This window comes from Novosphingobium hassiacum (assembly GCF_014196055.1).
Lineage (GTDB): Bacteria > Pseudomonadota > Alphaproteobacteria > Sphingomonadales > Sphingomonadaceae > Novosphingobium > Novosphingobium hassiacum.
In genome coordinates, this window is record NZ_JACICY010000002.1 from 260,553 (window position 1) to 273,400 (window position 12,848).

Here is a 12,848-nt window from a genome sequence, read left to right on the forward strand (position 1 = left end):
CCGGCCGGTGGGGGGGGTTTGGTCGTGTCTTTTGGCTGTGGGGGGGGGCCCCGCCCCCCCCCCCCGGGGGGGGGGGGGGGGGGGGGCCCCCCCCCCCCCCCCCCCACGAACGGGGATTGGGGCTGCTTCAGGGGATCAGGTCCGCAAATCCGGCGCCAGTGCCTCGCCTTTCAGCATTGCAATAGCCTCGTCCAGCGGCATGACCTTCTGATGCTGTTCGCCCAGGATGCGGATCGCGACGGTGCCTTCTTCGGCCTCCCGCTTGCCGACCACCAGCAGGTACGGGACCTTCTGCAGCGAGTGTTCGCGTACCTTGTAGTTGATCTTCTCGTTGCGCAGGTCGGCCTCGGTGCGAATGCCCGCGGCCTTGAGCTTGACCACAGCGTCCCTGGCATAATCGTCAGCGTCCGAAACGATCGTGGCAACGACGGCCTGCACCGGGGCGAGCCACACTGGCAGGCGTCCGGCGAAGTGCTCGATCAGGATGCCGATGAAGCGTTCGTAGCTGCCGAAGATCGCGCGGTGGAGCATGACCGGGCGGTGCTTCTCGCCGTCCTCGCCGACATAGCCTGCGTCGAGGCGGTCGGGCAGGACGCGGTCCGACTGGATCGTGCCGACCTGCCAGGTGCGGCCGATCGCGTCGGTCAGGTGCCATTCGAGCTTGGGCGCATAGAACGCGCCTTCGCCGGGTAGCTCTTCCCAGCCGTATTGCTCGGTCGCAAGGCCTGCGCGGACAACGGCGGCGCGCAACTCGCTTTCGGCCTTGTCCCACATCTCCTCGGTGCCGAAGCGCTTTTCGGGGCGCAGCGCCAGCTTGATCGAGTAGGTGAAGCCGAAGTCGCGATAGATCCGGTCAGCGAGTTCGCAGAACGCCTGCACTTCGTCGACGATCTGGTCTTCGCGGCAGAAGATATGCGCATCGTCCTGCGTGAACTGGCGTACGCGCATCAGCCCGTGGAGCGCGCCGTGCGGTTCGTTGCGGTGGCAGCAGCCGTTTTCATAGAGGCGCAAGGGCAGGTCACGGTAGGACTTGAGGCCCTGCCGGAAGATCAGCACATGCGCCGGGCAGTTCATCGGCTTGAGGGCCATCCAGTCGGCCTCGCCCGAGATCACAGGGCCTTCGTCATCGACGTTGGGCACTTCGTCGGGGATGACGAACATGTTCTCGCGGTACTTGCCCCAGTGGCCCGACTGCTCCCACTGGCGTGCGTCCATGACCTGCGGGGTCTTGACCTCGCGATAGCCTGCACCATCGATCGCGCGGCGCATGTAGGCTTCCAGCTCGCGCCAGATCAGGTAGCCCTTGGGGTGCCAGAATACGCTGCCGTGCGCTTCGGCCTGGAGGTGGAACAGATCCATCTCGTTGCCCAGCTTGCGATGGTCGCGCTTGGCAGCTTCTTCCAGCCGCGTCAGGTGCGCGTCGAGCTGCTTCTTGTTGAGCCAGCCGGTGCCGTAGACGCGGCTGAGCATCGCGTTGTTCTGATCGCCACGCCAGTACGCGCCCGATACGCGGGTCAGTTTGAAGGCGTTGGGGTCGAGCTTGCCGGTGGAGGGTAAGTGCGGCCCGCGGCACATGTCGAGCCAGTCCTCTCCCGACCAGTAGACGGTCAGTGGCTCGTCGCCCGGAAGTTCCGCAGCCCATTCGGCCTTGAAGCTTTCGCCTTGCTGCTTCCAGCGGCTGATCAGCTGCTCGCGGCTCCATTCCTCGCGGCGCAGCGGCTTGTTGGCGGCGATGATCTTGCGCATCTCGGCCTCGATCGCTGGCAGATCGTCGTCGGTGAACGGGCGGTCCTTGGGCGCGAAGTCGTAGTAGAAGCCGTCGTCGGTGCTGGGGCCGAAGGTGATCTGCGTGCCCGGAAACAGCGCCTGGACCGCCTCGGCGAGAATGTGCGCAAAGTCGTGCCGCGCAAGTTCGAGCGCGTCGGCCTCGTCCTTTGACGTTACGAGCGCCAGTTGCGCGTCGCCGGTGAAGGCGCGCGAAAGATCGACCAGTTCGCCGTCGATCCGCGCGGCCAGCGCCGCCTTGGCAAGGCCCGGGCCGATCGCGGCGGCAATGTCTGCCGGAGTAGTACCGGGCGCGACTTCACGCACGGAACCGTCGGGCAGGGTGATCTTCAGCAACTCGGACATGGGGTTCTCTCTGACGATAATGCTGAGCGCCTTGCCACAGGAGGGCCGTCACCGAAAGGGCGGCAGGCCGGGAAATTGATCCCGCAAATGCGGGCAGCCTTCGCCTGTCATGCCCGATGGCGCGTCAAGCAACGGCGACACTATGACAATGACGCTTGACATTGAGGGTCGTATGGTCAAGTAACCTTGTCATCAGATCAAGGAGGCTTGACCAATGCCCGCTAAAATTACCAACCCAGCCGTACGGCGTTACACAATCCGCCTGTTCGTGCTGATGACCGCTTACGTGCTGTTTCTCATCCTGGCCAAATGGATGTTCAAGCGTGGCATGGCGGAAGGCTCTTTCGCTTACGTCCTGGCACTGCTGCCCGCGCTGCCAATCATCGGCGTGTTCTGGGCGGTGATGCGGCTGCTGGTCGAACAGACCGACGAGTACTTGCGCATGCTGATGGTGCGCCAGTGCCTCTTCGCCACCGGCTTTGCGCTGTTCGTGACCACGATCCGCGAATGGCTGCAAAACTTCGATCTGATCGCTGCCGGTGACGGCGGGTTCGGCGCGGCGTTCTTCTGGTTTGCCGGGCTTGGCCTTGGCGCACTCTACAATCGCCTGACACTGGGTGATGGAGGTTGCTCGTGAAGAACCGCCTCAAGGTCCTGCGCGCGATGCGCAACTGGAGCCAGGCCGATCTTGCCGAGAAGCTCGAGGTCAGCCGCCAGTCGGTCAACGCGATCGAGACGGGCAAGTACGATCCCTCGCTGCCGCTCGCCTTCCGCATCGCGGACCTGTTCGAACTGCCGATCGAAGAAATTTTCGAAAGAGGAGAATGACCATGCCATGCAAGAACAAGCGCAACTTCGGGATGTGGCTGGCGATTGCCGTTGGGATCACCGCCGCATCGATGTCGGCAAGCAAGCCGCACAAGGCCGAGCGTGTCGGTACACCCTCGCTGCAGACAAGCCCGCGCGTCACGCTCACGCTTCCCCTCAACTGATCTTGCCCCCGGCCGTGGCGCGGGCCATGACGGGGCATGACCGATTTTTCCCGCTTTGCCCTGCCGACGGGCCAGTCGATGGCTTACCGTTTCCTGCCGGGCGACCTTCCCGCAGTGGTGTTTCTGCCGGGCTACATGTCCGACATGTCCGGGAGCAAGGCGCAGGCGGTCTGGGCCTGGGCGCAGGATTCGGGCCGCGCCTGCCTGTTACTCGACTATACCGGTTGCGGGCAAAGCGATGGTGAATTTAGGGACGGCAGCCTGTCGAAATGGCGCGACGAAGTGGTGGCGCTGGTCGACCACCTCGGGCTGGAGTCAGTCCAGATCATCGGATCGAGCATGGGCGGCTGGCTGATGCTGCTGGTGGCCGAAATACTGGACGAACGGGCGACGGCGCTGGTCGGCATCGCCCCCGCGCCCGACTTCACCGAATGGGGTCTGTCGCAATCGCAGCGGATCGAACTGGCGGGGGGGCGCACGATCTTCGAGGACAATCCATACGGTTCCGATCCGACGCCGACCCACGCCTTGTTCTGGTCCGACGGCGAGCGCAACAAGCGGCTCAAGTCCGGCGTTGCTTTCGATGGCCCGGTGCGGCTCCTTCACGGGCAGGATGATCGCGACGTGCCGTGGGAGATATCGCTCCGTCTTGCAGCCGCGCTGCGTTCAGCCGATGTGCAGGTGCATCTGATCAAGGACGGCGACCACCGGCTGTCGCGGGAAAGCGATATCGCGCTGCTGCTGCGCGAGCTGGACCACCTTTGAAAGACATACCGATGATCGACCTGCCCGCGCCGCTTTATGCCGTCGAAATGGCGCAAGAAGCGCAGCTGATGCAGGTCGGGCCTTTCCCTTCGACCCGGCAGGTTTCGCCGCTGCCGATCCCGCGTCGCCGCAAGCAGGACGATGTCGAGGCCGAGGCCGGGATGCAGCGCCCCGACCTGCCCGATCAGGATCGCCTCACCACGTGCATCGCCAAGGCGGCACGCGATCCGCAAGGTGCACTCGCCGACGCGCAGGCGTGGCTCGGTGAAAGCAGCGATGCCGGGCGCAATGTGCGTGCGAACCAATGCCTCGGGCTGATCCTTTCGAACAATGGCGAATTCGGCGCGGCGGAGGAGGCGTTTTCCAAGGCGGTGTCGGGCATCCCTGCACCACAGGAGGTCGCTGCCGTGCCGCTGATGGCGATGGCCGGAAATGCGGCGCTGGCGGGTGGCAAGCCGCAAGCGGCGCTCGAATGGTTCGACCGTGCACTGGCGGTAAAGGGCTATGCCGACAATGCTGCGCTGGGCGCGATCCAGGCCGATCGTTCGCGCGCGCTGGTCGCGCTGGGGCGTCAGGCGGAGGCTGGCGGGGCACTCGACGAAGTTCACCGGCTCGCGCCCGAGGATCCCGAAGGATGGCTGCTGTCGGCCACGCTTGCGCGCCGGCTTGACGATCTGCCGCGGGCGCAGCGCGATATCGAAATCGCCGCGAAGTATGCTCCGCGCGATCCGAGGGTCGGGCTTGAGGCAGGCGTGATCGCCATGCTCGACGGGCGTGAGGCGGCAGCGCGCAAGTCGTGGGAGTCGGTCGTGGCGGCGGACAAGGACGGCGAGGCGGGAAAGGTTGCGACGGGCTACCTTGAACAGTTGGGCTCCGCCCCCACATCGGGTGCAACGCCTCCCAAGGAACAGCCAACCCCATGAAACTCACCGTTCTCGATCTGGTCAGCGTGGTCGAGGGCGGAACGATCCGCGAAGCGCTCGACAATGCCGCTGCCGCCGCAAAAGTTGCCGAGGAATGCGGCTACCAGCGCTATTGGGTGGCCGAGCATCACGGCATGGAGGGCATCGCCAGTGCCGCCGTCTCGGTTGCGCTGGCGCATATCGGCCATGCGACATCGACCATCCGCATCGGGTCGGGCGGCATCATGCTGCCCAACCACAGTCCGCTGGTAATCGCCGAGCAGTTCGGCACGCTGGATGCGCTGTTTCCGGGCCGGATCGACCTTGGGCTCGGTCGCGCACCGGGCGCGGACCAGCGCATCGTGCAGGCCTTGCGCAAGGACACCAACCGCGCGGCTGAAAACTTCCCGCAGGACGTGGTTGAGCTGCAGGCACAGTTTGCGGGCGATCCGCGCGTGCCGCTGCAGGCGACGCCGGGCAAGGGTGACCGCCCGCAGATATGGATTCTTGGGTCGAGTTTGTTCGGCGCACAACTGGCAGGGATGCTCGGGCTGCCTTACGCTTTCGCCTCGCATTTTGCGCCCGATCACCTCGACGCCGCGCTGAAGATGTACCGCGACCGGTTCGAGCCGTCCGAGACCTTGGCTGCGCCCTATTGCGCTGCTGCGATCAACGTCGTGGCGGCTGAAACCGATGAGGAAGCGCAACTGCTCGCCTCTTCGATGGAGCAGTCGTTCGTTGCGTTGCGGACGGGCAATCCGGGCAAGCTGAAACCCCCCGTGCCCGGCTATCGCGATAGTCTGCCGCCCCAGGCGCGCGCCATGATCGAGCATGTGCGCCAGGTCAGCGCGACCGGCAGCGTCGCTACGGTGCGCAAGGAACTCGCGGCATTTCAAGAGCGTACCGGGGCGGACGAACTCGTCGTTTCGGCCTCGATCTTCGATCAGGACGCCCGGCTGCTGTCGCTGCGGCTGGCGATGGAAGCCGCCAAGGGACCGGTTGACGCCTGATCCGGCACAACCGCGCAACTTCGGCGTTTACAACCGCGAGTTAACCCGTTCGCGCCATTCAACCGGACTTGTTCGTTTGGGACGACTGGATTAGCATACGTAAAAATGATACAAGAGTGTGTCATATAATTACAAACGAGAGACACTATTCTCTCGTCGCAGAGTCGGGAAACTCGCATGGCGACCACGTCCGCACCACAGTCCAAGGCCGAAACCGCCAGTCCGCAGGATACCTCGGCAGCGCCCTCAGACCAACTCGTAGAAGCGCTGACTGGGCGCTTCACTGCGGCGCTTCTGCCCGAGGAAGCCCGCGATTTCGATGGAGCCCGGGTGACCGAGGCCGCCCGGTTCGTGACGTCGGCTGCGTCTGTTCGCACTGGTGGCGAGCCGGCCATCTGCATCGAAAGCGTCAGTGGATCGGAGAGAGAAACGCGCCACCTGCGTATCGCCGTGATCAATGACGATATGCCGTTCCTGGTCGATTCGATCGCTTCGGCGATCACTGCGCAGGGCTTGGCCATCGACCGCCTGGTCCATCCCGTGGTGGCCGTGCGGCGCGATGGCGCTGGCAACCTTACCGACTTTCCTGACGGCGACGCTGCGGGTGAACGCCGCGAATCCATCGTCTACCTTGAAACCGAACGCGCCGATGCACGCCAACGCCGTGCACTTCAGGCAGCGCTTGAAGAAACGCTCGGCGATGTGCGTGCCGCAGTTGCCGATTGGCCCGCGATGCAGGCAGCGATGCGCAACGATGCCGCCAACATCGCCGATCCCGAGGGCGCCGCGCTGCTGCGCTGGCTTGCCGACGGCATGTTGACCCAGCTCGGTTCGGTCACGCGCCATCGCGATGGCCGACAGGAGAGTGCGTTCGGTATCTGCCGCGCCAGCGCCGAAACGCTGCTGGCCGCTGCCTCGTTCGACCGTGCGTTTCGCTGGTTCGAGGAAGCCGGCAATGACGGGCAGGGCCGCGTGCCGCTGATCGTCAAAGCCAACCGTATCGCCAACGTCCACCGCCGCGTGCCGCTCGACCTGTTCATCGTGCCGCGTTTCGAAGGCGGCAAGGTCGCCGCGTTGTCGGTCCACGCGGGGGTCTGGACCAGCGCCGCGCTGGCCGCCGCGCCCGACCGCATTCCCCGGTTGCGCAGCCAGCTTGCCACGTTGATGGGCAAGCTTGGTTTTGCACCCAACGGTCATGCCGGCAAGGCGCTGGTCCATGCCATGACCGCGCTGCCGCATGATCTGCTCGCAAGTTTTGCCGATCATGACCTCGAACGCGTCGCCACCGCGATGATGAGCCTGGTCGATCGCCCGCGTCCGCGCTTGGCACTGGTGCAAGCCCCTCTTGCGCGGCATCTGTTCGCGTTCGTGTGGTTGCCACGCGATGCGCTGTCCACCGACTTGCGCCTCGCCATCCAGCACATGCTCGAATCCGGCGCGGGTGCGCAGGTGCTCGATTGGTCGCTGCAGGTCGAGGGCAGCACGCTGGCGATGCTGCGCTTCGTGCTCGACGTGCGCGATCAGGCATCGCGAGCCGATGAGGCAGCGCTCGACGCGCAACTTCAAGCGATGGTGCGGGGTTGGGCTGGCGCGGTCGAGACGGAACTCGGCAAGACCGAAGAGCCTTCGCGTGCAGCGGCTATCGCGGCGCGCTATGCCGATGCATTCCCGTTGTCCTACCGCAACACCGAAGGTGCGGCCGAGGCTGCGCGCGACATTCGCGTGTTGCGCACGCTGTCGGGCAGCAAGGCACCACGCCGCGCCGCGCGCCTCCATCGGCACAAGGGCGAGGCCGCCATCCGCCTCAAGCTCTACCAGCGCGAGGGCGCGATCGTGCTGTCGGATGCGGTTCCGGTGCTCGAAAACTTCGGCTTCCGCGTCCTGGAGGAAGTGCCGACTCCGCTTGATGGCGGTCGGCTGGGTTTCGTCCACGATTTCCTGGTGGCACATCCGGCAGACACGAGCATCGAAGACCTCCTCGGCCGCGCCGCAGCGGTCGACGAATCGCTGGCGGCCGTGCTCAACGGGCTGGCCGAGGACGATGCGTTCAACCGCCTGATCGTGGCAACGGGGCTCAGTGCCATCGAGGCCAATTGGCTGCGCGCGTTCTATCGCTACTTGCGTCAGGCGGGGCTGACCTTCGGCATTTCGACCGTGGTCGAGGCGCTGAAGAACGCGCCGGCCGTGACGCGCGGGTTGATCGAGGCCTTCGTCGCACGCCACGACCCTGCGTTCGATGGCGACCGCGAGGCAGCATTTGGCAAGGCTGACGAGGCTATCCGCACTGGGTTGGCAGGCGTGGCCGCGATCAACGACGATCGCCTGTTGCGCCAGTTCCGCGCGCTGGTGGGGGCCATCCTGCGCACCAACGCCTTCGCGCCTGCCGCTGCCGAGGCGATGGCGTTCAAGATCGATTCGTCGCTCGTGCCCGGTCTGCCCAAGCCGCTGCCCTGGCGCGAGATCTTCGTTTACAGCCCCCGCGTGGAGGGTATCCACCTGCGGGCCGGGCCGGTAGCGCGCGGAGGCCTGCGCTGGTCGGACCGCCGCGACGACTTCCGTACCGAAGTGCTCGGCCTGATGAAGGCCCAGCGTGTCAAGAACGCGGTGATCGTGCCGACCGGGGCCAAGGGCGGGTTCTATCCCAAGCAGCTGCCCGATCCGGCCAAGGATCGCGACGGCTGGCTGGCCGAGGGCAAGGCCAGCTACCAGGTGTTCATCCGCACGCTGCTGTCGCTGACCGACAACATTGTTGAAGGCAAGGTCGTGCACCCCGCGGACGTTGTGATCCGCGATGGCGAGGACCCGTATTTCGTGGTCGCTGCCGACAAGGGCACCGCGACATTCTCGGACGTTGCCAACGCCATCGCCGAATCGAAGGACTTCTGGCTCGATGACGCATTCGCCAGTGGCGGATCGAAGGGTTACGACCACAAGGCGATGGGCATCACCGCCAAGGGTGCATGGCTGTCGGTACGCCGTCATTTCCTCGAACTCGGCATCGACGTGCAGACCGAATCGGTGCGCGTGGCGGGTTGTGGCGATATGTCGGGCGACGTGTTCGGCAATGGCATGTTGCTGTCCAAGGCGCTCAAGGTCGTCGCGGCATTCGATCACCGCCATATCTTCCTCGATCCCGATCCCGATCCGGCCAAAAGCTGGGAAGAGCGCGCGCGGATGTTCGCGCTGCCGCGTTCCAGCTGGGACGATTACGACAAGGCGCTGATCTCCGAAGGCGGAGGCGTGTTCCCGCGCGCGATGAAGTCGATACCGCTGTCGGCGCAGGTCCAGGCGATGCTCGGGCTTGCGGTCACAGAACTCGACCCTGAATCGCTGATCTCGGCGATCCTGCGGGCGCAGGTCGACCTGTTGTGGTTCGGCGGCATCGGCACTTATGTGAAGGCGAGCCAGCAGAACAATGTCGAAGTCGGCGATCCGGCCAACGACAGCTTGCGCGTTTCGGCAGACGAACTGCGCGTCAGGGTGATCGGCGAAGGGGCGAATCTGGGCACGACGCAGGCGGCGCGCATCGAATTTTCGCTGCACGGCGGGCGCATCAACACCGACTTCATCGACAATTCGGCAGGCGTCGATTGTTCGGACAACGAGGTCAACATCAAGATCGCGCTGGCCGCAGCAAAGCGTGCCGACAAGCTGACCGAAGACGCGCGCGTCGAACTGCTGGTGTCGATGACCGATGACGTTGCGCACCTGGTGCTCGAGGACAACCGCCTGCAGGCGCTGGCCTTGTCCATCGCTGAGCGCGGCGGAGCAACCGCCATGCCCGCATGGTCGCGGCTGATCGATGTGCTCGAGGAAGGTGGCGATCTCGACCGCAAGACCGAGGGACTCGCCAGCGCCGAGGATCTGGCACGCCGCGCGGCGTCCGAACACGGCCTGACCCGTCCCGAACTCGCGGTGCTGCTGTCCAGCAGCAAGCTGGTGTTGCAACGCGAGCTAGAGGAAAGCCCGGTCGTCGATGATCCGGTGCTTGAGGAGGAGCTGATCGCGGCGTTCCCGCCGCAGATGCACGAGGCCTTCGAAACCGAGATCACCCACCATCGCCTGCGCCGCGAGATCATCGCGACCAAGCTCGCCAACCGCATCATCAACCGCATGGGCCCGGTCCATCCGTTCGAGCTGTGCGAGGAAGAGGGCGTCGGCCTGCCGCAAGTGGCCGCGGCGTTCGTCGCGGCCGAAAGGCTGCTCGATCTGCGCGCGACGTGGGACCTGCTCGACAATGCCGCTATGCCCGAGGCGCTGCGCCTGTCGCTGTTCGAGCGCATTGCGCAGGGCCTGCGGGGGCATGTCGCTGACGTCCTGCGCGCCGGGCACGGAACCATGCAGCCCGATGCGCTGATCGAGGACCTGTTCGGCGGCGTCGCGCTGCTCTCGCACACCGCAGCGCAATTGCTGCGTGGCGAGGCGCAGGCGCAGGCGCGAAGCATGGCGCAGGAGCTGGCGACGGCAGGGACTCCGCCGGACATCTCGGCGCGGCTCGTCCACCTCTATGACATGGATGGTGCGATCGGACTGGCTCACCTTGCGGGCGAGCTGAACGTCGATGCGGGCGCGCTGACCGGGGCATTCGCCGATCTGGGTGCGGCGCTCGGGCTCGACTGGGCGCAGCAGGCGGCGCGGCGGATGAACCCGTCCGACCCGTGGGAGCGCCTGCTTGTGGCGGGGCTGGCACGCGACTTCCAGCAGATGCGACTCGATTTTCTTGCGCGTTCGCAGGGCAAGGCCCCCGATGCTTTCGCCAAGACGTGGCTGGATGCGAACTCTGCGGCAGTACGCCAGTTCCGTAGCCTCGTGGCCCGTGCGCAGGCGGCACCAGCGGTGGGTCCGGCGATGCTGGCGCAAGTGGCAAGTCAGGCGCGGACCTTGCTGGGGCGCTGATCGGCAGGGGTTGGTTCGCACGAACAGTGTCTATATACGGCCGGATATAGCAAGCGGTCCGGAGCCCTCATGCAGCCATTGTTTCGCAAGTTCCTGATTGCGATTGCCTGCGCGCTGCTCGGCGCGTCACCCGCCATCGCACAGGAACGCGGGCCGCTGGTGCTGGCAGCGGCGAGCATGCAGGAGGCGCTGACCGATGCCGCCATCCGCTGGGCGGCGCTCAGGCATCCGCGCCCGGTGCTGTCCTTTGCGGCTTCGTCGGCGCTGGCGCGTCAGGTCGAGGCCGGTGCGCGGGCAGACCTGTTCGTGTCGGCTGATGAGGAGTGGATGGATTACCTGCAGAGCCGCAAGCTTCTGCGCGCAGGCACGCGGGCGCGGCTGACCGAAAACCGGCTGGTGTTGGTCGCACCAGTGGGGGCACGGGCGAACTTGCGCATAGCACCGCGTTTTGCGCTTGCCCGCGCGCTGGGCAACGGGCGGCTGGCGATGGCCGATCCTGCCAGCGTGCCTGCGGGACGCTATGGCAAGGTCGCGCTGGAACGGCTCGGCGTGTGGCCGGGCGTGGCTGCGCGGATGGCACCTGCCGAGAACGTGCGCGCGGCGCTGGCACTGGTCGAACGCGGTGCTGCGCCATTGGGAATCGTCTACGCCACCGACGCTAAGGCATCGGCCAAAGTGCGCGTCGTCGGCGTGTTTCCTGCCAGCAGCCATCCGCCGATCACCTATCCCGTCGCGCTGCTCAAGGCGTCGACCAACCGCGAGGCCGAGGCTTTCCGCCGCTTCCTGATCTCGCGTGAGGGTCGCGCTATCCTTGCACGGCGCGGTTTCGGAACACGCTGAATGGCGCTGTCGCCCGAACAGTGCGCCATCGTCGTGCTCTCGCTCAAGGTCAGCGGCGTGGCCGTGGCGGCCTGCCTGCCACTGTCGTTCGCGTTGGCGTGGGTGCTGGCGCGCTGGCGCTTTCCGGGCAAGGTCGTGCTCGATGCGCTGGTACACTTGCCGCTGGTCCTGCCGCCCGTTGTGACCGGTTGGCTGCTACTGATCGCGTTCGGCCCGCAAGGGACCGCCGGATTGTGGCTCGAACGCTGGCTGGGCCTCAGCCTGATGTTCCGCTGGACCGGCGCGGCGCTGGCGGCGGCGGTGATGGCGCTGCCGCTGATGGTCCGCGCGATGCGGCTGTCGATCGAGGCGGTCGATCCGAGGTTGGAACAGGCCGCGACGACGCTGGGCGCATCGCACTGGCGCACGTTTCGAACCATTACGCTGCCGCTGGCGCTGCCGGGCGTGGTTGCTGGCGCGGTGCTCGGCTTCGCACGTTCGCTGGGTGAGTTCGGCGCGACGATCACGTTCGTTTCGAACATCCCAGGCGAAACGCAAACGTTGCCGCTGGCGATCTACAGTGCGCTTCAGGTTCCCGGCGGGGAGGGCGCGGTCGTGCAGTTGGCGTTGGTTTCGGTTGTGCTGTCGCTGGGCGCGCTGATCGTGTCCGAGGTGCTGGCACGGCGCGGCGGAAGGGGCGGCCATGTCCTTTGATGTCCGCGTCGAGCGCCGCTTGGGCGACACCACGATTGCCACACGGTTTACATCGGACGGCGGCTTGACCGCGCTGTTCGGACCATCGGGTGCGGGCAAGACTTCGGTGCTCAACATGGTTGCCGGGCTGCTCCGCCCCGATGCGGGCCGGATCGAAGTCGGTGGTGAAGTGCTGTTCGATGCAGCCACCGACACCGATCTCCCGCCACAGGCACGCCACGCAGGCTATGTGTTTCAGGATGGGCGCTTGTTCCCGCACATGCGGGTACGTGAAAATCTCGGCTATGGCGCGCCGCGCGCCGGTGGGTCCGGGCTGATGACACTTGAAGACACGTCCGACTTCCTCGGCATTGCACACCTGCTCGATCGCTGGCCGCGCACGCTTTCGGGCGGCGAAGCGCAGCGTGTTGCGATCGGTCGCGCGCTACTGTCTGGCCCTCGTTTCCTGCTGATGGACGAACCGCTGGCCGCGCTAGACCGCGCGCGCCGCGAGGAAGTGCTGCTGGTGATCGAGCGGTTGCGCGACGAGGTGCGCCTGCCGATCCTCTACGTCAGCCACGATCGCGCCGAGGTGGAGCGACTGGCCAAACTGATCGTCGAGTTGTGAGCGGCGCTTGACC

The 12,848-nt window shown here is 65.8% G+C and carries 11 protein-coding genes; 10 read left to right on the forward strand and 1 reads right to left on the reverse strand.

Annotated elements, in window-relative coordinates; translation table 11 throughout:
• Positions 1-135 precede the first annotated feature (135 nt).
• Positions 136-2,130, reverse strand: a complete 1,995-nt coding sequence (gene thrS / locus GGQ88_RS05950; protein WP_183612207.1) for a threonine--tRNA ligase — start codon at positions 2,128-2,130, stop codon at positions 136-138.
• A gap of 214 nt (positions 2,131-2,344) precedes the next feature.
• Between thrS and GGQ88_RS05955 the strand changes: the two genes are divergently transcribed.
• The 10 genes from GGQ88_RS05955 to GGQ88_RS06000 all read left to right on the forward strand — a co-directional run bounded on the left by GGQ88_RS05955 (position 2,345) and on the right by GGQ88_RS06000 (position 12,835).
• Positions 2,345-2,767 (forward strand): hypothetical protein, encoded by a 423-nt coding sequence (locus GGQ88_RS05955; RefSeq protein WP_183612208.1) that lies wholly within the window; start codon positions 2,345-2,347, stop codon positions 2,765-2,767.
• Positions 2,764-2,958 (forward strand): helix-turn-helix domain-containing protein, encoded by a 195-nt coding sequence (locus GGQ88_RS05960; protein WP_183612209.1) that lies wholly within the window; start codon positions 2,764-2,766, stop codon positions 2,956-2,958. The genes GGQ88_RS05955 and GGQ88_RS05960 overlap by 4 nt, the downstream gene beginning before the upstream one ends.
• A 2-nt stretch (positions 2,959-2,960) precedes the next feature.
• The gene (locus GGQ88_RS05965) at positions 2,961-3,122 is read left to right on the forward strand and encodes a hypothetical protein (RefSeq protein WP_183612210.1); all 162 of its coding nucleotides are present in this window, start codon (positions 2,961-2,963) and stop codon (positions 3,120-3,122) included.
• Positions 3,123-3,158: 36 nt separating this feature from the next.
• Positions 3,159-3,887 carry an alpha/beta fold hydrolase gene (locus GGQ88_RS05970; protein WP_183612211.1) on the forward strand — a complete coding sequence of 243 codons (729 nt, stop codon included), beginning with the start codon at positions 3,159-3,161 and terminating at the stop codon, positions 3,885-3,887.
• Positions 3,888-3,898: 11 nt separating this feature from the next.
• Positions 3,899-4,810 (forward strand): tetratricopeptide repeat protein, encoded by a 912-nt coding sequence (locus tag GGQ88_RS05975; protein ID WP_183612212.1) that lies wholly within the window; start codon positions 3,899-3,901, stop codon positions 4,808-4,810.
• A complete protein-coding gene (locus tag GGQ88_RS05980) occupies positions 4,807-5,799 on the forward strand; it encodes an LLM class flavin-dependent oxidoreductase (RefSeq protein ID WP_183612213.1) in 993 nt (330 codons plus the stop codon). The genes GGQ88_RS05975 and GGQ88_RS05980 overlap by 4 nt, the downstream gene beginning before the upstream one ends.
• A gap of 177 nt (positions 5,800-5,976) precedes the next feature.
• Positions 5,977-10,695, forward strand: coding sequence for an NAD-glutamate dehydrogenase (locus tag GGQ88_RS05985; RefSeq protein WP_183612214.1), 4,719 nt, complete (start codon positions 5,977-5,979; stop codon positions 10,693-10,695).
• Between the two features lie 69 nt (positions 10,696-10,764).
• Entirely contained in the window at positions 10,765-11,535 is a 771-nt protein-coding gene (modA, locus tag GGQ88_RS05990; RefSeq protein WP_183612215.1) for a molybdate ABC transporter substrate-binding protein, read from the forward strand.
• Positions 11,536-12,228 (forward strand): molybdate ABC transporter permease subunit, encoded by a 693-nt coding sequence (gene modB, locus GGQ88_RS05995; protein ID WP_183612216.1) that lies wholly within the window; start codon positions 11,536-11,538, stop codon positions 12,226-12,228.
• Entirely contained in the window at positions 12,218-12,835 is a 618-nt protein-coding gene (locus tag GGQ88_RS06000; protein WP_183612217.1) for an ATP-binding cassette domain-containing protein, read from the forward strand. Before modB ends, GGQ88_RS06000 begins: the two co-directional genes overlap by 11 nt.
• Positions 12,836-12,848 lie beyond the last annotated feature (13 nt).